Origin of the sequence: Pseudomonas sp. AL03 (assembly GCF_029960815.1) — a bacterium.
Lineage (GTDB): Bacteria > Pseudomonadota > Gammaproteobacteria > Pseudomonadales > Pseudomonadaceae > Aquipseudomonas.
In genome coordinates this window covers 157,241-180,161 of the sequence record NZ_JASBRE010000008.1, presented here as the reverse complement: position 1 = coordinate 180,161, position 22,921 = coordinate 157,241, and the positions used below count along the sequence as shown (strand labels likewise).

The following is a 22,921-nucleotide window of genomic DNA, read 5'->3' as shown; positions in this document are numbered from 1 at the left end:
AGTTCTACACATGCATCCCCGCGTTCTTGAGGTCACCGAACGGCTTATCGCCCGCAGCCGCGCCACGCGTGAGGCTTACCTTGCACTGATTCGTGGAGCTGCCAGCGACGGTCCTATGCGCGGCAAGCTGCAGTGCGCCAACTTCGCCCACGGCGTAGCCGGGTGCGGCACCGACGACAAGAACAGTTTGCGAATGATGAACTCCGCGAACATTGCGATTGTTTCGTCCTATAACGACATGCTCTCGGCGCACCAGCCGTACGAAGTCTTTCCTGAACAGATCAAAAAAGCCCTGCGTGAAATCGGCTCCGTCGGCCAGTTCGCCGGTGGTACCCCGGCCATGTGCGATGGCGTGACCCAGGGCGAGCCGGGCATGGAACTGAGCCTGCCGAGTCGCGAAGTGATCGCGCTGTCCACCGCCGTGGCGCTGTCCCACAACATGTTCGACGGCGCGCTGATGCTCGGCATCTGCGACAAGATCGTGCCGGGCCTGATGATGGGCGCGCTGCGCTTCGGTCACTTGCCGACGATCTTCGTGCCGGGCGGGCCGATGGTCTCGGGCATTTCCAACAAGCAGAAAGCCGACGTTCGCCAGCGCTACGCCGAGGGCAAGGCCAGCCGCGAGGAGCTGCTGGAATCGGAGATGAAGTCCTACCACAGCCCGGGTACCTGCACTTTTTACGGCACCGCCAACACCAACCAGTTGCTGATGGAAGTCATGGGCTTGCACTTGCCGGGCGCCTCTTTCGTCAACCCGAACACGCCGTTGCGCGATGCCCTGACCCGCGAAGCGGCGCATCAGGTCACGCGTCTGACCAAGCAAAGCGGCGACTTCATGCCGATCGGCGAAATCGTCGACGAACGTTCGCTGGTCAACTCCATCGTGGCCCTGCACGCCACCGGCGGCTCGACCAACCACACGCTGCACATGCCGGCGATCGCCATGGCGGCGGGCATTCAATTGACCTGGCAGGACATGGCCGACCTCTCCGAGGTGGTGCCGACCCTGAGCCACGTCTACCCGAACGGCAAAGCCGACATCAACCACTTCCAGGCCGCGGGCGGCATGTCGTTCCTGATCCGCGAACTGCTGGAAGCCGGCTTGCTGCACGAAAACGTCAATACGGTTCTGGGCCATGGCCTGAGCCGCTACACCATGGAACCGTTCCTCGAAAATGGCGAACTGGTCTGGCGCGAAGGCCCGATCGACAGCCTCGACGAAACCATCCTGCGCCCGGTCGCTCGCGCGTTCTCGCCAGAGGGCGGCTTGCGGGTTATGGAAGGCAACCTCGGTCGCGGCGTGATGAAAGTTTCCGCCGTGGCGCTGGAAAACCAGATCGTCGAAGCACCGGCCATGGTGTTCCAGGATCAGCAGGACTTGGCCGATGCGTTCAAGGCCGGTTTGCTGGAGAAGGATTTTGTCGCCGTGATGCGCTTCCAGGGCCCGCGCTCCAACGGCATGCCGGAGTTGCACAAGATGACGCCGTTCCTCGGCGTGCTGCAGGATCGCGGCTTCAAAGTGGCGTTGGTGACGGACGGGCGTATGTCCGGTGCGTCGGGGAAAATCCCGGCGGCGATTCACGTCAGCCCCGAAGCGTATGTGGGCGGCGCTTTGGCGCGCGTCCAAGAGGGCGATATCATCCGCGTCGATGGCGTCAAAGGCACTCTGGAGCTTAAGGTGGACGCCGAAGAATTCGCAGCGCGCGAACCTGCCAAGGGCCTGTTGGGCAATAACATCGGCAGCGGTCGCGAGCTGTTTGGTTTCATGCGCATGGCCTTCAGCTCGGCGGAGCAAGGCGCCAGCGCCTTTACTTCTGCCCTGGAGACGCTTAATTGAAACTGGCTTTGGTCGGTGACATCGGTGGGACCAACGCACGTTTCGCGTTGTGGAAAAACCAGCAGCTGGAATCGATCCAGGTGCTGGCGACGGCCGCTCACGCCAGCCCGGAAGAGGCTATTGCCCTCTACCTGAGCGGGCTAGGCCTGGCGTCGGGTTCGATCGGTTCGGTGTGCCTGTCGGTGGCCGGACCGGTGAGTGGCGATGAATTCAAGTTCACCAACAATCACTGGCGACTCAGCCGCAAGGGTTTCTGCAGGACCTTGCAGGTGGATCAACTGCTGCTGGTCAACGATTTCTCGGCCATGGCGCTGGGCATGACCCGTTTGCAGCCGGACGAGTTTCGGGTGGTCTGCGAAGGCACGCCGGAGCCGTTGCGGCCGGCGGTGGTGATCGGTCCGGGCACGGGCCTGGGCGTCGGCACGTTGCTGGATCTGGGTGAAGGTCGTTTCGCCGCGTTGCCGGGGGAGGGTGGTCACGTCGATTTGCCGCTGAGCAGTCCGCGGGAAACTCAGCTGTGGCAACACATCTTCAATGAGATCGGCCATGTCAGCGCAGAAACGGCATTGAGCGGCAGCGGCTTGCCGCGGGTCTACCGGGCGATTTGTGCGGTGGACGGTCATGAACCCGTGCTGGATTCCCCCGAGTCGATTACCGCTGCCGGTCTGGCCGGCGATCCGATTGCCCTGGAAGTGCTTGAGCAGTTCTGCTGCTGGCTGGGTCGTGTGGCCGGCAACAACGTGCTGACCACGGGCGGACGCGGTGGCGTGTACATCGTGGGTGGGGTGATTCCGCGGTTCGCCGATTTCTTCATCGAAAGCGGCTTTGCCCGGTGCTTTGCGGACAAGGGCTGCATGAGCGATTACTTCAAAGGCATCCCGGTGTGGCTGGTGACGGCGCCGTATTCCGGCCTTGTTGGCGCAGGTGTGGCACTCGATCAGGCTTAAGACCGAGTCGCCTCATTCGCGGGCAAGCCTCGCTCCTACAGAATTGGAGTCGTTCACAAAAATGGCGACCAACCCTCTACCTGTAGGAGCGAGGCTTGCCCGCGAAGAGGCCAGTACAAACAACATAGAACCATGATCGATCAGGCATAATCCGCCCAATTCACACAACAAGGACGCCGCCCCGTGAGCTCAGTCAACAAGTCGATTTTGTTGGTCGATGACGATCAAGAGATACGCGAGTTGCTGGACACCTACCTGACCCGCGCCGGTTTCCAGGTTCGCACCACGCCCGACGGTGCAGGCTTTCGTCAGGCGCTGAACGAGGCACCGAGCGATCTGGTGATCCTCGATGTGATGCTCCCGGACGAAGACGGCTTCAGCCTCTGCCGCTGGATCCGTCAGCACCCGCGTCAGGCGCAGGTGCCGATCATCATGCTCACCGCCAGTTCCGACGAGGCCGACCGCGTCATCGGTCTGGAATTGGGGGCGGACGACTACCTTGGTAAACCCTTCAGCCCGCGTGAATTGCAGGCGCGCATCAAAGCCTTGTTGCGTCGCGCGCAGTTCGGGCAGGAGCGTTCCGGCAGTGAAGTATTGGCCTTCGATGACTGGCGCCTGGACATGGTCAGTCACCGACTGTTCCACATCGACGGCGAAGAAGTAATTCTCTCCGGCGCCGATTTCGCGCTGCTGAAACTGTTCCTTGATCACCCCCAGGAAATCCTTGACCGCGACACCATCGGCAACGCCACCCGTGGCCGCGATTTGATGCCGCTGGATCGCATCGTCGACATGGCGGTCAGCCGTCTGCGCCAGCGCCTGCGCGACACCGAAAAACCGCCGCGGCTCATCCGTACCGTGCGCGGCAGCGGCTACCAACTGGCCGCCAATGTGGTTGCCAGCAATGGCCACTAAGTTTTTCCGCAAAGTCGCCGCACGAATCCCCATGCCGCGCTCGCTGCTTGGGCGGATGCTGTTGCTGACGCTGTTGGCGGTGTTGTTCGCCCAGACGTTGTCGAGCGTGATCTGGGTCTCGCAACTGCGCGCCACCCAGCTTGAAGGCCTGGTCACCAGCGCCCGTAGCCTCGCCCATTCGATGACGGCCAGCGTCAGTTACTTCCGTTCTCTGCCGGTAGCGTTTCGGCCATTGGTGCTCGACCAGTTGCGCAGCATGGGCGGCACCCGTTTCGTGGTGACGCTCAATGACAAACCCTTGGGCATGGAAGTGCTGCCGATCACCCCGCGCAAAGAAGCAGTACTCAAAGCGGTGGACGAAGTGCTGCGCCAGTCGCTGGGCCAGGACACGGATATCTCGGTGACGTTCGTCAGCCCCGAAGACCTGCGGATCTTCAACGGCGGCCTGAAACTCGATGAATTACCTCGCTCCTGGGCCCATTACGCGCTGACCCTGGAACCGGTGAATCCGCCGGTATTGGTCACCCAAATCCAAATGGCACCGGGCGAGTGGCTGTACATCGCCTCACTGTTGCCCGAGCCCTACACCAGTCTTGAAGAGCAAGGCCTGCCGGCGCAGCAAGTCTGGTTCATCGTGCTCACCAGCGGTTTCTTGCTGTTGTTCATTGGCCTGCTGGTGCACTGGCAGAGCGGGCCGCTCAAGCGTTTGGCGCGGGCAGCACGGGACATGTCACTCGGCGCGGAAGTCGAGCCAGTGGCGGAGGGAGGCGGCAGCGAAGTGGTCGAAGTGGGCCGCGCCTTCAATGCGATGCGCGAGCGCATCAGCCGCTACCTGACCGAGCGCAGCCAGTTGTTCAGCGCGATTTCCCATGACTTGCGCACGCCGATTACCCGGTTGCGGCTGCGGGTTGAATTGCTCGAAGACGAAAAACTGCAAGCCAAGTTCGGCCGTGATCTGGATGAGCTGGAGCTGCTGGTCAAAGGCGCGCTGCAATGCGTGAAAGACACTGACATCCACGAAAACATCGAACCGGTGGACCTCAACCACGTGCTTGATTGTCTGGTGGAGCCGTACCTGGCGCCCAACGGCAATGGTCGCGTCACTCAACAAGGGCGTGCGCTGGCGGCGTATCCCGGTAAACCTTTGGCGCTCAAGCGTTGCATCGGCAACCTGATCGACAATGCCTTGAAGTATGGGCAGAAAGCGCATTTGCACATTGATGACGACCAGAGTGCGTTCATCCTGCATGTGGACGATGAGGGGCCAGGGGTGCCTGAGCAACGGATGGAGCAGGTGTTCGAACCGCACTTTCGCCTGGCTGGGCAGCAGCAGGGTTATGGGTTGGGGTTGGGGATTGCGCGAAATATTGCGCATAGCCATGGGGGTGAGGTCAGCCTGCAGAATTTGCGTGAAGGTGGGTTGCGGGTGACGTTGCAGTTGCCGCGCAGTGTGGATTAGCGATACCGCGTTATCGTTCTTCGGCGTCAGACCTTTCAACACATTTCTCCAGTCAAATGTCACAACCCGGTGACATAACTCGCGCCCTTCGTTACAAGCCCACCCCCGACCGTTGTTTAGACTGCCCCCCAGTCATAACAACAAAAAAGGTACCCCATGGACACCTTCCTACCTGCTTTCAGCAGTTGGCTGAACGCACCTGCCCATCAACAATGGCTCGCCGCCGAAGGTCTGCGCCTGCTGGCGTTTGCCAAGGCTTCAACGCTTCCCGAAGGCTTCGGCAATCTCGATGAAAAGGGCCACCTCCCGGCCAACGCTCAAGCCGAAACCATGAACACCGCCCGCATGACCCACAGCTTTGCCATGGCCCATATTCAGGGCTTGCCGGGTTTTGCCGAGCGGGTGGATCACGGCGTCAAAGCCCTCAGCGGCCCATTGCGCGATGCCGAGCACGGTGGCTGGTTCGCCGCCGCACATCATCGCGACGGCAACACCTGCAAAGCTGCTTACCTGCATGCCTTCGTGGCCTTGGCCGCCAGTTCCGCTGTAGTCGCCCAGCGTCCCGGCGCGCAAGCTTTGCTCGATGACGCGATCAACGTCATCGACACGCATTTCTGGAGCGAGGAGGAGGGCGCGATGCGCGAATCCTTCAACCGCGACTGGAGTGAAGAGGAACGCTATCGCGGCGCCAACAGCAACATGCACGCCACCGAAGCCTTCCTTGCGCTGGCGGATGTCACTGACGACAACCGCTGGCTGTGCCGCGCCCAGCGCATCGTCGAGCGGGTGATCCACGGTCACGCCGCCGCCAACGATTACCTGGTGGTCGAGCATTTCGACCGCGACTGGCAGCCGCTTCGCGACTACAACCACGACAACCCGGCCGACGGTTTTCGCCCTTACGGCACTACGCCGGGCCACGGTTTCGAATGGGCGCGGCTGTTGCTGCACCTCGAAGCGGCGCGGGTGCAGGCAGGGATGCTCACGCCAGGTTGGCTGGCCACTGACGCGCAAAAACTCTTCGACCACAACTGCCGCCACGGCTGGAACGTCGACGGTGCGCCTGGGATTGTCTACACCCTCGACTGGGACAATCGCGCCGTGGTCCGCCATCGTTTGCACTGGACCCATTGCGAAGCCAGCGCCGCCGCCAGTGCACTGCTTAAACGCACTGGCGATGCGCAATACGAAAGCTGGTACCGACTATTTTGGGAATTCTGCGACAACCATTTCATCGACCGTGAAAACGGCAGCTGGCACCACGAACTCGATCCGCAGAACCGCCCGAGCGCCGATATCTGGGCCGGTAAGCCTGATCTCTATCACGCCTGGCAAGCCGTATTGATCCCGCGACTGCCTCTGGCACCCAGCATGGCGACTGCCCTGGCACAGTTATCCCAGAGCGCTCCTGTGTAACCATACGGTGACATTCGAACGTCCCTTCGTTACCTGCGAAGGGACAACTCCTGTTTAGAATCCTATGTAGCGCAAGCACCAGACTTGCATGCATAACAACAAGAAAGGTACTTCAGATGAATGCGATCACTCGCCTCGCCACTGTCATTTCTCTCGCTTCATTGCTTCCCCTGTCTGCATTCCCGCTGAGTGCGCTTGCCGCCGATTCCAAAGGTTCGGTGGAAGTCGTTCACTGGTGGACCTCTGGTGGTGAAAAGGCAGCGGTCGATGTTCTGAAGGCCCAAGTCGAAAAAGACGGCTTCACCTGGAAGGACGGCGCAGTCGCCGGTGGTGGCGGTTCCACTGCCATGACCGTACTCAAAAGCCGCGCCGTCGCCGGTAACCCGCCGGGCGTTGCACAGATCAAAGGACCAGACATCCAGGAGTGGGGCAGCACTGGCCTGCTCAGCACCGATACCCTGAAAGACGTTGCCAAGTCCGAAGGCTGGGATGGCCTGCTGTCGAAGAAAGTCTCCGACACCGTGAAGTACGAAGGTGACTACGTCGCCGTGCCGGTGAACATTCACCGCGTCAACTGGCTGTGGATCAACCCGGAAGTCTTCAAGAAAGCCGGGATCGAAAAAGCCCCAACCACCCTCGAAGAATTCTATGCCGCCGGCGACAAGCTCAAAGCCGCAGGCTTCATCGCGCTTGCCCACGGTGGCCAGCCTTGGCAGGACAGCACCGTGTTTGAGGACGTGGTGCTCTCGGTCATGGGCGCTGACGGTTACAAAAAAGCCCTGGTAGACCTGGATCAGAAAACCCTCTCGGGTGCCGAGATGACCAAGTCGTTCACCGAGCTGAAAAAAATCACTGGCTACATGGACCCGAACCGCGCCGGTCGTGACTGGAACATCGCCGCCGCCGACGTCATCAACGGCAAGGCCGGTATGCAGATGATGGGCGACTGGGCCAAGAGCGAATGGACCGCGGCCAAGAAAGTAGCCGGCACGGATTACCAGTGCGTGCCGTTCCCGGGCACCGAAAAAGCCTTCACCTACAACATCGATTCGCTGGCCGTGTTCAAGTTGAAAGCGGATCGCAAAGGCGACATCGCCGCTCAGCAAGACCTGGCCAAGGTCGCGCTGGGTAAAGACTTCCAGAAAATCTTCAGCATCAACAAAGGCTCGATCCCGGTGCGTACCGACATGCTTAACGATATGAGCGGTCTGGGCTTCGATTCTTGCGCTCAAACGGCGGCCAAGGATTTCCTGGCTGACGAGAAGACGGGTGGCCTGCAACCGAGCATGGCGCACAACATGGCCACTTCCCTGGCCGTACAGGGCGCGATCTTCGATGTGGTGACCAACTTCATGAACGACAAGGATGCGGACCCGGCCAAGGCCAGCGCCCAGTTGGCATCGGCCGTCAAAGCCGCCCAGTAATCCCAGACGCCGCCTGACCCTGTGGGAGCGAGCCTGCTCGCGAAAGCGGTCTGACATTCAGAAATGATGTCGACTGAGACACCGCCTTCGCGAGCAGGCTCGCTCCCACAAGGGATCACCGTGCCGACTTTTCTTCTCTCCACTGGATTATCCCGATGAGCTCTGTGGCGGTTTTCAGCAAAGCCTCACCGTTCGACGCACTGCAGCGCTGGCTCCCCAAACTGGTTTTGGCGCCAAGCATGCTGATCGTCCTGGTTGGTTTTTACGGTTACATCATCTGGACATTCGTTCTGTCCTTTACCAATTCCAGCTTCATGCCGAGCTACAAATGGGTCGGCCTGCAGCAGTATATCCGCCTGATGGACAACGACCGCTGGTGGGTCGCGAGCAAAAACCTCGCGGTCTTCGGCGGCATGTTCATTGGCATCAGCCTGGTGCTGGGGGTGTTCCTGGCGGTGCTGCTGGATCAGCGCATTCGCAAGGAAGGGTTCATCCGCACCGTTTACCTGTACCCGATGGCGCTGTCGATGATTGTCACCGGTACTGCGTGGAAATGGCTGCTCAACCCGGGTCTGGGCCTGGACAAAATGTTGCGTGACTGGGGCTGGGAAGGCTTCCGTCTCGACTGGCTGGTGGATCAGGATCGCGTGGTGTATTGCCTGGTGATCGCCGCTGTGTGGCAAGCCTCCGGGTTTGTGATGGCGATGTTCCTGGCGGGCCTGCGTGGTGTCGATCAATCGATCATCCGTGCCGCGCAAGTCGACGGCGCGAGCCTGCCGACCATCTATATGAAGATCGTTCTGCCGAGCTTGCGCCCGGTGTTCTTCAGCGCCTTCATGATCCTTGCGCACATCGCGATCAAGAGCTTCGATCTGGTGGCGGCGATGACGGCGGGCGGTCCCGGTTACTCGTCCGACTTGCCGGCAATGTTCATGTATTCCTTCACCTTCAGCCGTGGCCAGATGGGCATTGGTTCGGCCAGCGCCATGATGATGCTTGGCGCGATCCTGGCGATTCTGGTGCCGTACCTGTACTCCGAATTGCGAGGAAAACGCCATGAGTAATCAACTTGGCAAACCGGCCTTGAGCTTCAGCCGCATCGCCATCTACGCCACCTTGCTGCTGGCCGCCGCGATCTACCTGATCCCGTTGGTGGTGATGCTGCTGACCAGTTTCAAATCCCCGGAAGACATCCGCACCGGCAACCTGCTGAGCTGGCCGCAAGTGATTGACGGCATTGGCTGGATCAAGGCCTGGGACAGCGTGGGCAGCTACTTCTGGAACTCGGTGAAAATCACCGTGCCGGCGGTTCTGATCTCCACCTTCATCGGTGCAATGAATGGCTACGTGCTGTCGATGTGGCGCTTCCGCGGTTCGCAACTGTTCTTCGGCCTGCTGCTGTTCGGCTGCTTCCTGCCGTTCCAGACCGTGCTGCTGCCAGCCTCGTTTACCCTCGGCAAGATCGGCCTGGCGAACACCACCACCGGTCTGGTGCTGGTGCACGTGGTCTACGGCCTGGCGTTCACCACGCTGTTCTTCCGCAACTACTACGTGAGCATTCCGGATGCGCTGGTCAAGGCTGCACGGCTTGATGGCGCAGGCTTCTTCACGATTTTCTGGAAGATCCTGCTACCGATGTCGATCCCGATCGTGATGGTCTGCCTGATCTGGCAGTTCACGCAAATCTGGAATGACTTCCTGTTCGGCGTGGTCTTCGCCAGTGGCGATGCCCAGCCAATTACCGTGGCCCTGAACAACCTGGTCAACACCAGCACCGGGGCCAAGGAATACAACGTAGATATGGCCGCCGCGATGATCGCCGGGCTGCCGACACTGCTGGTCTACATATTCGCTGGCAAGTATTTCCTGCGTGGGCTGACGTCCGGCGCGGTCAAGGGGTAGAACATGGCAACTCTCGAATTACGCAACGTCAACAAAACCTACGGCGCCGGTTTGCCGGACACCCTGAAAAACATCGAACTGAAGATCGATGACGGTGAGTTCCTGATCCTCGTCGGCCCGTCGGGCTGCGGCAAATCCACTTTGATGAACTGCATCGCCGGTCTGGAAAACATCAGCGGCGGCGCCATCCTGGTGGACGACGCTGACATCAGCGGCATGAGTCCGAAAGATCGCGACATTGCCATGGTGTTCCAGTCCTATGCGCTGTACCCGACCATGAGCGTGCGGGACAACATCGCGTTCGGCCTGAAGATTCGCAAAATGCCGGCCGCCGAAATCGACGAAGAAGTCGCTCGCGTCGCCAAGCTGTTGCAGATCGAACATCTGCTCAGCCGCAAACCCGGCCAGCTCTCCGGTGGTCAGCAACAGCGCGTGGCGATGGGTCGTGCTCTGGCGCGACGGCCGAAGATTTACCTGTTCGACGAGCCGCTGTCCAACCTCGACGCCAAGCTGCGCGTCGAGATGCGCACCGAAATGAAACTGATGCATCAGCGCCTGAAAACCACCACGGTTTACGTGACTCACGACCAGATCGAAGCCATGACCCTGGGCGACAAGGTTGCGGTGATGAAGGACGGAATCATTCAGCAATTTGGCACGCCGAAAGACATCTACAACAACCCGGCCAACCTGTTCGTGGCGAGCTTCATCGGTTCGCCGCCGATGAACTTCATCCCGCTGCGTTTGCAGCGCAAGGACGGTCGTCTGGTGGCGCTGCTCGACAGCGGACAGGCGCGCTGCGAATTGTCTTTGGGCATGCAAGACGCCGGTCTTGAAGACCGCGAAGTGATCCTCGGCATGCGCCCGGAGCAGATCGTGCTGGCGGGCAACGAGCCGAACGGTTTGCCGACCATTCGCGCCGAAGTCCAGGTCACCGAGCCGACCGGTCCCGACACCCTGGTGTTCGTCAATCTCAACGACACCAAAGTCTGCTGCCGTCTGGCGCCGGACGTCGCGCCGGCCGTGGGCGAGACCCTGACCCTGCAATTCGACCCATCGAAAGTGCTGCTGTTCGATGCCAAGACCGGTGAACGCCTGGGGGTGGCCGGTCAGTCTGAAACCAAGGCCCACAGTGCCAATGTCGCCCAATTCAAAGGCCGCTGAAGAGCAAGTGTGGGAGCGAGCAAGCTCGCTCTCACTGGGGATGTAAACCGCGTTATATAAAAACAGTTAATAACAATAAAACGAGGATGTAGGGATGAAGAAGAACAACAACGCTCAGCTTATCTGCCAGTTGTCAGCCATTGCGGCAATGATGCTGGCCGGTAGTGTGCACGCAGCTGACGCGTTCAGCGCCGATTCCGAATGGATGACCGGTGATTGGGGCGGCGAGCGGACCAGGCTGATCGAGCAGGGTATCGACATCAAGATGGACTATGTCGGTGAAGTGGGCGCCAACCTCCACGGCGGCTACAACAACGACAAGACGGCGCGTTACGCTGACCAGTTTGGCCTGGGCGTGGCACTGGACCTGCAAAAATTGTGGGGCTGGGATAACACCCAGGCCAAGATCCAGTTCACCAACCGTAACGGTCAGAACATCTCCAATGACCGTGTCGGCGACCCGCGTGCCGGCACCTTGAGTTCCTCCCAGGAAGTCTACGGCCGTGGCCATATGGTCCGTCTGACCCAGTTGTGGATCAAGCACCAGTTCCTCGACGGAAAACTGGACGTCAAAGCCGGTTACTTCGGCGAAGGCGAAGACTTCAACACCTTCCCATGCGAGTTCCAGAACCTGGCATTCTGCGGCTCCCAAGTGGGTAACTGGGCGACCAACATCTGGTACAACTGGCCAGTCAGCCAGGCCGCTGTCCGCGTGAAGTACAACATCTCGCCTGAGTTCTACGCGCAGATCGGCGCGTACAACCAGAACCCGTCGCAACTGGAGCACGGTAACGGCTTCAAGCTCAGCGGCAGTGGTACCAAAGGCACCGTCTTGCCGGTCGAACTGGTCTGGTTGCCTAACCCTAACAACCTGCCGGGCGAATACCGTGTCGGTTACTACAAAAGTACGGCCAAGGCCGATGACGTTCGTAAAGACGACAACGGCAATGATGCGGCAACCAGCGGCAACGCCTATCGCAGCCACAGCAGCAAGTCCGGTTACTGGTTCGTGGCGCAGCAACAGTTGACCGACCACAACGGTGACAAGAGCCGTGGTCTGAACATTGCAGCCAACGCCACGTTCCACGACAAGGACACCAATGTTGTCGACAACTATCAGTCGCTGATGTTTGTGTACAAGGGCCCGTTCGATGCACGTCCAAAAGATGACATGGGTATCGGTTTCGCCCGTATTCATGTCAACGATGACGTGAAGAAAAACGCCGAGTTGGTCAACGCCTCCAATGGTGTCACCGACTACGAGGATCCGCTGTTCTCGCCACTGCGTACCACCGAGTACAACTACGAGATCAACTACGGCTTCCACGTTACCAACTGGCTGACTGTGCGTCCTAACCTGCAATACATCACTCACCCGGGCGGTGTGGATGAAGTCGACAACGCGCTGGTCGCCGGCCTGAAAATTCAGTCGGTGTTCTAACGCTGTTGCGATAAGCTCCTCTCTATGTGCGCATTTTTGCGGACAGCCTTGGCTGTCCGCTTTTTTTTGGGGCGGCGCACCCCGGGTGATTTTCAGGACCGTGGCACATGCATGAGCATCCGCTACAACGCTTCTTCAAATCCTTGCGCGAACGTCCGGTGTTTGCGTGGGAGCGCTATCAGAAGCGCGACGTGCTGGTGATCGACCATCCGCTGTGTCACGCGGTGTTCAGTCGGCAGGGTGCGCAGTTGTTGCACTTTCAGCCAAAGGGCCAGAAACCCTGGCTCTGGTGCGCGGCGAAGTGGCCGCAGGTCGGTGCGATTCGTGGCGGCGTTCCGGTGTGCTGGCCGTGGTATGGCCGTCATCCGAGCGAAAACGCCTGGCCTTCCCATGGTTGGGCACGGCTGATCGACTGGAAGCTTCTGGACAGCAGCACTGATGACGATGGCGTGCGCCTGCACTGGCAACTTCAGTTGTGCGACTGGCAAGTGGACTTGCATGCGCACTTGGGTGAACGCATGGATCTACGCCTGAGTACCGAGCATCAGGACAGCCTGCCGTGCCAATTGAGTCAGGCGTTGCACGCGTATTGGCGTATTGGCGACGTCGGCGAGGTAGCGCTGTCTGGACTCGATGGAGCGCAAGGTTACGACCAGTTGAACCGTCAGATTTGTCATCAGGAAGGCGAGTTGCGGGTAGAGGGTGGCTGCCAGCGAGTGTTCCAGCATGACGGCGAATTACAGCTCAAGGACCATGCCTGGCGGCGGGAGTTGTGCATCGATACCGGTGACGATGCGGACACGGTGGTCTGGCATCCGGGCTCGCGGCCGTTGTTGGGGGTGAGCTGGAATGAGATGTCGGAGTTTGTGTGTGTGGAGGCGGCGAGCGGTGGGACGGACAGCCTGAGTTTGGCGCCGGGGGAGAGGGCGCATTTGAGTTTGCAGGCTCGGGTTGGGGCGTGATGATCGTTCCCACGCTCTGCGTGAGAATGCAGCCCGTGACGCTCCGCGTCACTGGACGCGGAGCGTCCCTAGAGGCATTACCACGCGGAGCGTGGGAACGATCGGCGTGGGGTCAGTTGAACTCATCCCCAATCGGATACCGACTGGCATTCAAGCTTTCCTTGATCTTGCGCAAATGCGGCTGGAAATCCACGCCCCGACGCAAGGTCATGCCGGTCGCCAGCACATCCAGCACCGTCAGCTGAATGATCCGCGACGTCATCGGCATATAAATGTCGGTGTCTTCCGGCAGCGGAATGTTCAGGCTCAAGGTGCTGGCCTTGGCCAGTGGTGAACCCTCGGCCGTCAGACCCAGCACCGAAGCACCGTTCTCCCGGGCGATACGCGCCACTTCCACCAGTTCGCGGGTACGGCCGGTGTAGGAAATGATCACGAACAACTCGCCGGTATGTGCCACCGACGCAATCATGCGCTGCATCAGCACATCGGCATGGGCGGTGACGGCCAAATTGAAGCGGAAGAACTTGTGCTGAGCGTCCAGGGCCACCGGGGCCGAGGCGCCGAGGCCGAAGAAGTGGATCTGCCGGGCCTGGATCAACAGGTCGACGGCGCGGCTGATCAGGTTCGGGTCAAGCGCCTGCAACGCACTGTCCAACGAGGCGATGGCGCTGCCGAAAATCTTTTTGGTATACGCTTCCGGATTGTCGTCGGCCTCAACCGCCCGGCTGACATACGCCGCGCCGCTGGCCAGGCTCTGGGCCAACTGAAGCTTGAGCTCCGGGTAGCCGCTGACACCGAACGAACGGCAGAAACGGTTGACCGTCGGCTCGCTGACCTTTGAGGCCTGGGCGAGGGCGGCGATGCTGAATCGGGTGGCCTGCTGTGGGTTGAGCAGGATCACCTCGGCGACTTTGCGTTCTGCCTTGTTCAGGTCTTCAAGGCGATTCTGGATCTGTTCCAGTAAATTTCGCACGCGGTCCATATGGTTTCCTTGGTTCACCTACGAAAAGGAGCTCTGCTATGCAAATAAGCGTTCGGCTATGCAAATTGGGCCTTTGATGCGGTCCCAAACGGTGGCCTATCCTACTGATGGCTCCGACCGTCCACCACTCGGAATCTGTATTTTGCGAAAATGTTGTGGTTATTACTACATTTTCCCTTGAGTGATGCCTTGAAAAAAGGTATTTGTAGCTTAACTTGATAAAAGAACAAACATCATGCCTTCGATTACGGTTGAACCGTGCACCTTTGCCTTGTTCGGCGCCCTCGGCGATCTGGCCCTGCGCAAGCTGTTTCCTGCCCTTTATCAACTCGATGGCGCAGGCCTCTTGCACGAGGACACGCGAATTATTGCGCTGGCCCGTGAGCCTGGCAGCGAGCAGCAGCATTTGGCATTCATCGCCTCCGAGCTGCGCCGCTACGTCGTCGCCAAAGAGCTGGACGAAGCCGTGGTCGAACGCTTTCTGGCCCGCCTGAGTTACCTGCACGTCGACTTCCTCAAGGCTGACGATTACGTCGCCCTGGCCGAAATGGCTGGCAGCGCCCAGCGAATGATTGCCTACTTCGCGACACCGGCCGCCGTTTACGGCGCGATCTGCGAGAACCTGTCGAAGGTCGGTTTGACCGAAAACACCCGCGTGGTGCTGGAAAAACCCATTGGTTCGGACCTGGAATCCTCGCGCAAGGTTAACGACGCCGTGGCGCAGTTCTTCCCGGAGAACCGCACCTACCGCATCGACCACTACCTGGGCAAAGAAACCGTCCAGAACCTGATCGCCCTGCGTTTCGCCAACAGCCTGTTCGAAACCCAGTGGAACCAGAATTATATATCCCACGTGGAAATCACCGTGGCCGAGAAGGTCGGGATCGAAGGTCGCTGGGGTTACTTCGACAAGGCCGGTCAGCTGCGGGACATGATCCAGAATCACCTCCTGCAACTGCTCTGCCTGATCGCCATGGACCCGCCGGCCGACCTGTCCGCCGACAGCATCCGTGACGAGAAAGTCAAAGTGCTCAAGGCGCTGGCGCCGATCAGCCCGGAAGGCCTGACCACTCAGGTCGTGCGCGGTCAGTACATCGCTGGTTATAGCGAAGGCAAATCGGTGCCGGGCTATTTGGAGGAACCTAACTCCAACACCCAGAGCGACACCGAAACCTTCGTTGCGCTGCGTGCCGATATCCGCAACTGGCGTTGGGCCGGCGTGCCGTTTTACCTGCGTACCGGCAAGCGCATGCCGCAGAAGCTGTCGCAGATCGTCATCCACTTCAAGGAACCGTCCCACTACATCTTCGCTCCCGAGCAGCGCCTGCAAATCAGCAACAAGCTGATTATCCGCCTGCAACCGGACGAAGGCATTTCCTTGCGCGTGATGACCAAAGAACAAGGCCTGGACAAGGGCATGCAGCTGCGCAGCGGTCCGTTGCAGCTGAATTTTTCCGACACTTATCGCAGCGCACGGATTCCCGATGCCTACGAGCGGTTGTTGCTGGAAGTGATGCGCGGCAATCAGAACCTGTTTGTCCGTAAAGATGAAATCGAAGCCGCGTGGAAGTGGTGTGACCAGTTGATCGCCGGGTGGAAAAAATCCGGTGATGCGCCCAAGCCGTACGCGGCCGGGTCCTGGGGACCGATGAGCTCCATTGCACTGATCACGCGGGATGGGAGGTCGTGGTATGGCGATATCTAATTTGCAACTGCCTCAGGGCGTCAGCGCCCATGAGTTCAAGAGCCCGGTGCTGCTGGCCGATGGTTTAGCGCTGAATGTGGCCAAGCAGCTGAGTGACGCGATCGACGCGCGCGGTACCGCGACGCTGGTGGTGTCCGGTGGACGCAGCCCGGTGGCGTTTTTCCAAAACCTGGCCAAGCAGAAACTGGACTGGTCCAAGGTCGTCGTGACCCTGGCCGACGAGCGCTGGGTGCCGGTCGAGCACGCCGACAGCAATGCCGGTCTGCTCAAACGTTATCTGCTGCAAGGCCCGGCGGCCAAGGCTCAGTTTCTGAGCCTGTACAGCGCCACCGCGAACCTTGAGCTGGCAGCCGAGCAGGCCGACCGTTTGCTCGCCGAGTTGCCGCCGATCGACGTGCTGATACTCGGCATGGGCGACGACGGTCACACCGCCTCGCTGTTCCCCAACAGCCCGAACCTGGCCGATGCCTTGAAAGTCGACGGCAGCCGTCGCTGCTGGCCGATGCTGGCGCCGACCGTGCCGCATCAGCGCCTGACCATGAGCCGCGCGCTGCTGGCCTCTGCCCAGTTCACCGTTCTATCGATTTCCGGTCAGTCCAAGCTGACCACCTTGAGTGCCGCATTGGCCGGTGACGATGTCGCCGCCATGCCGATTCGCGCGTTTTTGCAACCTACGTTAGAGATTTACTGGTGCCCATGAGCCAAGGATCAGCCGCTATGACAATCACATCCCCGACCGTTTCCATGGCGGACAAAGTTGCCCTGATCGACAGCCTGTGCGCCAGGGCGCGGATTCTGCCGGTGATCACTATTGCTCGCGAGCAGGACATCCTGCCGCTGGCCGACGCCCTCGCGGCCGGTGGCCTGACAGCCCTGGAAGTGACCCTGCGTTCACAGTTCGGCCTCAAGGCTATCCAGATTCTGCGCGAGCAACGCCCGGAACTGGTGACCGGTGCCGGTACTGTGCTGGATCGCAACATGCTGGCGGCTGCCGAAGCGGCCGGTTCGCAGTTCATCGTCACGCCGGGCATCACCCGTGACCTGCTGGAAGCCAGCGTCAACAGTCCGATTCCGCTGTTGCCGGGCATCAGCAACGCCTCCGGCATCATGGAAGGTTATGGCCTGGGGTATCGCCGCTTCAAACTGTTCCCGGCGGAAGTCAGCGGCGGTGTCGCGGCTATCAAAGCCTTGGGCGGCCCGTTCGGCGAAGTGAAATTCTGCCCGACTGGCGGCGTCAGCCCGGCCAACATCAAGAGCTACATGGCGTTGAAAAACGTGATGTGCGTGGGCGGTAGCTGGATGCTTGATCCTGAGTGGATCAAAAACGGCGACTGGGCCCGCATTCAGGAATGCACCGCCGAGGCACTGGCGCTGCTGGACTGATCAGCTTTACCAAACACTTCGTTGTGTGTTCTACGGCTTTACGGTGCGCTTGGTCGGTGCACCGTTTTTTTTTGCCTGATGAAAACCTCGCTCCTACAAAAAGATCATGCGATACATAGTTACCGCACATCGAGCCTGGCCCCGTCCTAACCTGCGTTCATCTTATGGAAGAGAGAACGTCATGGACGACAACACCTCGGTTACACCCTCGACACCGGTTTACCAACTGACACCTGAACAGATAGCCGGCCCGTATTTTCGAAATCCGAAATTGATCAGGCGAAACATCAGCGAAGGCTTGGATGGCATCCCTTTGGTGCTGCGACTGACGATTATCGATGCGATGACCGGTCAGCCGGTCACGGGCGCGGTGGTCGATATCTGGCATTGCAATGCGCGAGGCGCTTATTCGGGCTGGAGCAAGATTGATCCGGACAAGAAAGTCGATGTCGGAGCCATTGGCGCGATCCCGCGCACTGACGACGATACCTATCTGCGCGGCGGGCAATTCACGGACAAGAAGGGCATCGTGCGGTTTACCACGATCTATCCCGGATTTTATGCCGGCCGGGCCCTGCACATTCATGTCGCGGTGCGCATCACGGCCGGTAACAACTATCTGGAAGAGCGCCATGTCGCCTGGGTTGGTCAGCTTTACTTCCCGGAGGTCGCGTCGAGGTCGGTGCTCAACGCCAGGGAGTACAGTGGCCGGACAGTTTCGGCGCTGACCAACGATGAAGACTTTCACTATAAAAACCGTGGAGGCGAGGCCTCAACCTTAAACATCCATACCCTCGGTCGAGACTCGAATGAAGACGGCTTTTTCGGGCACATGACCATCGCTATCGACACGTTTACGGTTTCATCGCAGATCAAAGCGGAGGACTTCGACAGGTACACCGTGTGACGTCAGCGCAGCTCGTTCAGCGCCTTGCTCAGCACGTCGATATCCGCGGCGGTGGTGGTGAGCCCCGGCGTTATGCGAATGCACGGACCACTCGCGGCACCACTTCGCGCCACGGTAAACAGGTTGTAGTCCTTGAGCAGTCGCTCGACCATCGACTGTTGATCGGCATGCCGGGTAAAGCGCATCGAAGTGATGCCGCAATACAGTCGCGGGTCGTCCGGGGTCATGACTTCGATCCCCGGCAGTTCGCGCACCGCGCTCACCCACCGGTTGCGCAGGTAATTGAGTCGAGCGCCTTTGGCGGCGGAACCGCCCATGGCCCGATGTTCCTCGAACACCAGCGGCAGGGTCAGCAACGCCGGGATGTTGGGTGTGCTGTACGGCGTGCGGGCGCGAATATCTGTGATCGGGAAATGCATCTCGCCCATGTCCGGGTCGATGTCGGTCAGGCGCTCGGGGGCGATGTAAATGAAGCCCAGGGTCAGCGGCGCACCGATCCATTTGTGCAGGTTGTAGCCAGCAAAGGCGATGCCCAATTTATCGAGATTGAATTCGAACTGGCCGAGTGCATGGGCACCGTCGAGGATCACGTCGATGCCGAGCTCTTTGGCGGCCGCAGCGATCGCCAGGACTGGCATGACCAACCCGGTGCGATGGGTAACGTGGGTCAGGGCCATCAGTTTGAGTCGCGGATAACGCACGAAGGCTTCGCGGTAAGTGGCCAGCAAACTGTCGAAACTGGCGGGGTGCGGGTGCTCGATCTCGATCACCTCGACGCCGCGATTACGCGCCAGCCAGCGCATGGCCCCTTTGACCGTGTCGTATTCCAGATCACACATCAGCACTTGATCGCCCGGTGTCAGACGGTTGTAGTTGCGGATCAGCGATTGCAAACCGTCGGAAGCATTGCGGGTGAGGGCGATGGTTTCGGCTGGAACGCCAACCAGCTCGGCAAGCTGCGCGCGGATCTGCAGGCTTTCGCCCTGTTCGAAGCGTTGGCGCACGTGCACCGAATTGCTGCGGTTGATGAGTTCGATGTTGCGCTGATACTCCTCGACCACCGTTCGGGACATACGCCCGAAGTAACCGTTTTCCAGGTTAACCGGGCCGGGTTCAACCGAGTATCGGTCGGCAAAGGTGTGCCAGAAGGCTTCATCACGGGCGCGGCGGGTGTTATCGGGCATGGGTCTACTCAATCAGGGGCCTGGTTTCGGTTTTGCAATTTCAGTGGCGCGGGGCAGGTTTGCCATGTTTGGCGCGTAGCGGCTCGAGCAACTCCGACAGGCCGTTGTGATCGATTTCCTGCATCAGGGCCAGCAAGCCGCCGAGTTCGCCATGGGGGAAACCTTCACGAGCGAACCAGTTCAGGTATTGGCCGGGGAGGTCGGCAATGATCCGGCCCTTGTACTTGCCGAAGGGCATTTCACGAGTGACTAGCAGTTCGAGCTTTTCAGGGTTCATCAATCAGTCGTCTTGATTCAAACAGTCTGGAAAATACAGGCATTTTGCATGCAGGCCAAATGACAGATCATGCAAATAAAGCGGATACAGATTTTGCGTTGAACGATAAGTGATTGAAATATAAGCAATTGATTATCAATTCAAAGCTGGCATGCAGGGTGCAATAGCTATTGCATCTTCCATCAACCCGTGAGGAATTGAAAATGACCGACATGAATAAAGAAGCCATCTCTGTACTCAACGACCTGATTGAAACCAGTAAAGACGGTCAGGAAGGGTTCAAGACGTGCGCTGAAGACATCAAACACCCTGAACTCAAAAACGTGTTCGTGCAACGCTCGGCTGACTGTGCAACCGCTGCTTCTGAGTTGCAGGCCGCCGTGCGTTCGATGGGCGGTGATCCGGAAACGTCCACCAGTGTCAGTGGTGACTTGCATCGTCGCTGGGTCGACGTGAAAGCGATGTTCACCGGCAAGGATGAAGAAGCCGTGCTGAACGAAGCCGAACGTGGTGAAGACCATGCACTGAAGGCTTACAAAGAAGCCATCGAAAAAATCAACAAACACAACCTGGTGGGCATTCGTGACCTGGTTGAGCGTCAGTACCACGGCGTCCAACGCAACCACGATCAGGTGAAAGCCCTGCGTAACCAGGCTCGCGCTCGCTCGTAAGCGTTCGTTGCCTGTCAAAAACGCCAGCCAGTCTGGCGTTTTTTTGTGTCCGGGAATTAGCACTGGACGGATGATAGTTAGCTAGCTAATAATTTGTTTTTGAAGTGACTGAACTGAACCCGACTATCGTTAAATCGTCTTTCCAAGAGTCCATTACGTGCCTATCACTTTGCAGGCTTTGTTAGCGCCTGACCGCCGCGCCTTACAGTTCGCGATCAAGACCTTGATCGGTGGAGGCCTGGCACTGTGGCTGGCATTGCGCTGGGGCCTGGAGCAACCGGCATGGGCGTTGATGACGGCGTTCATCGTCGCCCAGCCCTTGTCCGGGATGGTGGTACAGAAGGGCTTGGCGCGATTGCTGGGTACGTTGGTCGGGACGATCATGTCAGTGGTGTTCATGGGGTTGTTCGCCCAGACGCCTTGGCTGTTTTTGTTGGCATTGGCGTTGTGGTTGGGGCTGTGTACGGCGAGTTCGACCTTGCTGCGCAGCGCCTGGTCTTATTCATTCGTGCTGGCGGGTTATACGGTGGCGATCATCGCGTTGCCGGCCATCACCCATCCGCTGACCGTGTTCGATCAAGCCGTGGCTCGCTGCACGGAAATCTGCCTGGGCATACTTTGCGCCACCGCCGCCAGTGCGTTGCTCTGGCCGATGCGGGTCGAACGGCAACTGGCGGATCAGGCGCGGGCAGCCTGGCAAAGCGGCATGAGCGCTGCGCGTGCGACGCTGACCGGTGACGGTCAGGCGCGTAAAGGCTTGCTGGAAATCCTCGGGAAAATCGTCGCCGTCGATGCCCAGCGCGAGCATGCCTGGTTTGAAGGAAGCCTGGGGCGGCAACGAGCACGCGCGATCAGCGGCTTGAGCCAAAAGCTGTTGATGCTGCTGCGCATCGCCCGTTCGGCGCGCCGTCAATGGAAGCAATTGGAACCCCAGGAAGCCGAGCAACTGTTGCCTTGGATGACCAAGGTCCAAGAGGCGCTCAACAACCCGGATACCGCGACCCTGCAAGCGCTGCGTCCGAGCTTGCTCGACGCTTCCCACGCCCGGCACATCAGCTCCGCACAGAGTTACTGCCTGGCTCGTTTCACCTTGTTGCTCGATACCGCCATGGCGGCCGGCGCCGCGTTGAACGCCGTCGAGGAGGGCAAGGAAACGGTCGACCCGCCACGAACCCTGACACCGCACCGCGACCTGTCATTGGCGCTGGTGTTTGGTGCCCGCAGTGCATTGGCGTTTCTGGTGGTCTCGTGCTTCTGGTTGGCGACCGCCTGGCCCGCTGCCTCCGGCGCGCTGCTGTTGACGTGCGTGGTGTGTAGCCTGTTTGCCAGCCGCGAGAACGGCGCTCAGATCGGCATGAGTTTTATGCGCGGGATCTTCCTGGCAATTCCGGCCGCGTTTATCGTCGGGCAGATTCTGCTGCCGCAATGGAGTGGTTTTGCATTGCTTTGCATGGGCATGGGCGTGCCGTTGTTCCTCGGCGCACTGGGCATGGCCAAACCGCAGATCGGTGCGACAGCTACCTCATTTTGTCTGCACTTCATCGTGCTGGTCTCGCCGCTCAACGCGATGAAATTCGATGTCGCGACGTTCCTCAACAGTGCCCAATCCATCGTGATCGGTGTTGGCGCCGCCGTGCTGGCGTTTCATTTGTTGATCCTGCGCAACCCGGCATGGCATGGCCGACGTTTGCTGGCGGCGACCCTCCACGATCTGGTGCGCCTGACCCGGCGCAATCTGCGCGGTGCCGAGAGCTGGTTTGGCGGGCGCATGGCCGACCGCCTGCTGCAACTGGCGCGGCACTATCCCGAGTTGCCGGAACCGGCGCGCAGCCGCTGGGACGATGGCTTGCTCGGCCTGGATATCGGCGACGAGTTGCTGCATTTACGTTTGAGCCTGGCGGTGGCGCAGTTGCCGGTCAGTGCGCCTCAGCGGCGTTATCTCGAACAGCTGGAAAAAATCCTCATAAAAGGCCCGGCCGGCAATCGCGCCGAAGCGTTGGCTCCCCCGAGTGAAGAATTCTTGAAGACCTTGTATGCGTTGCCCCCCAGCGATGCGGTGAAACTGGCCCAAGGCGCGGTGCTGCAATTGCAAAGCAGCTGGCGCGCCTGGTGCCGTCAACAGGAGCAAAGCCATGGGCTTGCGTGAGTGGTCGGTGGGCGGCGTGCTGCTCAGTCCATTTCTGATTTATGTGTTGCTGGCGCTGCTCGTGACCGGGGCCTTGCGCATGCTCTTGCGCCTGACGCCGGTGGGCCGTTGGATCTGGCACGAAGCATTGTTTGATTGCGCCTTGTACGTCTGTGTATTGACCCTGATCACCGTCGTCCTCGGACCTTTATAAGGAGTT

Annotated in this window: 21 protein-coding genes; 18 read left to right on the top strand and 3 right to left on the bottom strand. The window is 59.7% G+C overall.

All coding sequences use genetic code 11. The features are described 5' to 3' along the window. The first annotated feature begins 10 nt into the window (after positions 1 to 10). From edd to QK293_RS10850, 11 genes are all read left to right on the top strand, one after another. Positions 11 to 1,837 carry a phosphogluconate dehydratase gene (gene edd / locus QK293_RS10900; protein WP_282377286.1) on the top strand — a complete coding sequence of 609 codons (1,827 nt, stop codon included), beginning with the start codon at positions 11 to 13 and terminating at the stop codon, positions 1,835 to 1,837. Then, positions 1,834 to 2,784: a glucokinase gene (locus QK293_RS10895; RefSeq protein ID WP_282377285.1), complete on the top strand. Its 951-nt coding sequence runs from the start codon at positions 1,834 to 1,836 to the stop codon at positions 2,782 to 2,784. Before edd ends, QK293_RS10895 begins: the two co-directional genes overlap by 4 nt. Before the next feature lie 183 nt (positions 2,785 to 2,967). Beyond that, on the top strand, positions 2,968 to 3,699 hold the full coding sequence (locus tag QK293_RS10890) for a response regulator transcription factor (protein WP_007903365.1): 732 nt from the start codon (positions 2,968 to 2,970) through the stop codon (positions 3,697 to 3,699). Next, positions 3,689 to 5,158, top strand: coding sequence for an ATP-binding protein (locus tag QK293_RS10885; RefSeq protein WP_282377283.1), 1,470 nt, complete (start codon positions 3,689 to 3,691; stop codon positions 5,156 to 5,158). The genes QK293_RS10890 and QK293_RS10885 overlap by 11 nt, the downstream gene beginning before the upstream one ends. Before the next feature lie 156 nt (positions 5,159 to 5,314). Further along, positions 5,315 to 6,574: an AGE family epimerase/isomerase gene (locus tag QK293_RS10880; protein ID WP_282377282.1), complete on the top strand. Its 1,260-nt coding sequence runs from the start codon at positions 5,315 to 5,317 to the stop codon at positions 6,572 to 6,574. 116 nt (positions 6,575 to 6,690) lie between these two features. Next, complete coding sequence (locus QK293_RS10875; protein ID WP_282377281.1) at positions 6,691 to 7,998, top strand: ABC transporter substrate-binding protein; 1,308 nt, start codon at positions 6,691 to 6,693, stop codon at positions 7,996 to 7,998. A 155-nt stretch (positions 7,999 to 8,153) separates the two neighbouring features. Further along, positions 8,154 to 9,062: a sugar ABC transporter permease gene (locus QK293_RS10870; protein WP_282377280.1), complete on the top strand. Its 909-nt coding sequence runs from the start codon at positions 8,154 to 8,156 to the stop codon at positions 9,060 to 9,062. Beyond that, positions 9,055 to 9,900, top strand: coding sequence for a carbohydrate ABC transporter permease (locus tag QK293_RS10865; RefSeq protein WP_282377279.1), 846 nt, complete (start codon positions 9,055 to 9,057; stop codon positions 9,898 to 9,900). The genes QK293_RS10870 and QK293_RS10865 overlap by 8 nt, the downstream gene beginning before the upstream one ends. Before the next feature lie 3 nt (positions 9,901 to 9,903). After that, the gene (locus QK293_RS10860; protein WP_282377277.1) at positions 9,904 to 11,064 is read left to right on the top strand and encodes an ABC transporter ATP-binding protein; all 1,161 of its coding nucleotides are present in this window, start codon (positions 9,904 to 9,906) and stop codon (positions 11,062 to 11,064) included. A gap of 94 nt (positions 11,065 to 11,158) precedes the next feature. Further along, entirely contained in the window at positions 11,159 to 12,505 is a 1,347-nt protein-coding gene (locus tag QK293_RS10855) for a carbohydrate porin (RefSeq protein WP_282377276.1), read from the top strand. A gap of 107 nt (positions 12,506 to 12,612) precedes the next feature. Beyond that, positions 12,613 to 13,467, top strand: a complete 855-nt coding sequence (locus QK293_RS10850) for a D-hexose-6-phosphate mutarotase (RefSeq protein WP_282377275.1) — start codon at positions 12,613 to 12,615, stop codon at positions 13,465 to 13,467. Between the two features lie 112 nt (positions 13,468 to 13,579). On the opposite strand, the gene QK293_RS10845 is transcribed toward QK293_RS10850, so the two are convergent. Beyond that, the gene (locus QK293_RS10845) at positions 13,580 to 14,440 is read right to left on the bottom strand and encodes a MurR/RpiR family transcriptional regulator (RefSeq protein WP_177318169.1); all 861 of its coding nucleotides are present in this window, start codon (positions 14,438 to 14,440) and stop codon (positions 13,580 to 13,582) included. 244 nt (positions 14,441 to 14,684) lie between these two features. On the opposite strand from QK293_RS10845, the gene zwf reads away from it, so the two are divergent. From zwf to QK293_RS10825, 4 genes are all read left to right on the top strand, one after another. Beyond that, a complete protein-coding gene (gene zwf, locus QK293_RS10840; protein WP_150657230.1) occupies positions 14,685 to 16,154 on the top strand; it encodes a glucose-6-phosphate dehydrogenase in 1,470 nt (489 codons plus the stop codon). Continuing rightward, positions 16,141 to 16,854: a 6-phosphogluconolactonase gene (gene pgl / locus QK293_RS10835; RefSeq protein ID WP_282377273.1), complete on the top strand. Its 714-nt coding sequence runs from the start codon at positions 16,141 to 16,143 to the stop codon at positions 16,852 to 16,854. Before zwf ends, pgl begins: the two co-directional genes overlap by 14 nt. A 17-nt stretch (positions 16,855 to 16,871) precedes the next feature. Then, a complete protein-coding gene (locus QK293_RS10830) occupies positions 16,872 to 17,537 on the top strand; it encodes a bifunctional 4-hydroxy-2-oxoglutarate aldolase/2-dehydro-3-deoxy-phosphogluconate aldolase (RefSeq protein ID WP_282377272.1) in 666 nt (221 codons plus the stop codon). 181 nt (positions 17,538 to 17,718) lie between these two features. Further along, positions 17,719 to 18,444 carry an intradiol ring-cleavage dioxygenase gene (locus QK293_RS10825; protein WP_282377271.1) on the top strand — a complete coding sequence of 242 codons (726 nt, stop codon included), beginning with the start codon at positions 17,719 to 17,721 and terminating at the stop codon, positions 18,442 to 18,444. 2 nt (positions 18,445 to 18,446) lie between these two features. Here QK293_RS10825 and QK293_RS10820 read toward each other — a convergent pair whose 3' ends face one another. Both QK293_RS10820 and QK293_RS10815 read right to left on the bottom strand, forming a co-directional pair. Continuing rightward, on the bottom strand, positions 18,447 to 19,628 hold the full coding sequence (locus QK293_RS10820; protein ID WP_282377270.1) for an aminotransferase class V-fold PLP-dependent enzyme: 1,182 nt from the start codon (positions 19,626 to 19,628) through the stop codon (positions 18,447 to 18,449). Between the two features lie 40 nt (positions 19,629 to 19,668). Further along, positions 19,669 to 19,905: a DUF3820 family protein gene (locus tag QK293_RS10815; RefSeq protein WP_128870220.1), complete on the bottom strand. Its 237-nt coding sequence runs from the start codon at positions 19,903 to 19,905 to the stop codon at positions 19,669 to 19,671. Positions 19,906 to 20,108: 203 nt separating this feature from the next. On the opposite strand from QK293_RS10815, the gene QK293_RS10810 reads away from it, so the two are divergent. The 3 genes from QK293_RS10810 to QK293_RS10800 all read left to right on the top strand — a co-directional run bounded on the left by QK293_RS10810 (position 20,109) and on the right by QK293_RS10800 (position 22,915). Continuing rightward, entirely contained in the window at positions 20,109 to 20,576 is a 468-nt protein-coding gene (locus QK293_RS10810; protein ID WP_282377269.1) for a PA2169 family four-helix-bundle protein, read from the top strand. 157 nt (positions 20,577 to 20,733) lie between these two features. After that, positions 20,734 to 22,722, top strand: a complete 1,989-nt coding sequence (locus QK293_RS10805) for an FUSC family protein (RefSeq protein ID WP_282377268.1) — start codon at positions 20,734 to 20,736, stop codon at positions 22,720 to 22,722. Further along, complete coding sequence (locus QK293_RS10800) at positions 22,709 to 22,915, top strand: DUF1656 domain-containing protein (RefSeq protein ID WP_008151119.1); 207 nt, start codon at positions 22,709 to 22,711, stop codon at positions 22,913 to 22,915. The genes QK293_RS10805 and QK293_RS10800 overlap by 14 nt, the downstream gene beginning before the upstream one ends. Positions 22,916 to 22,921 lie beyond the last annotated feature (6 nt).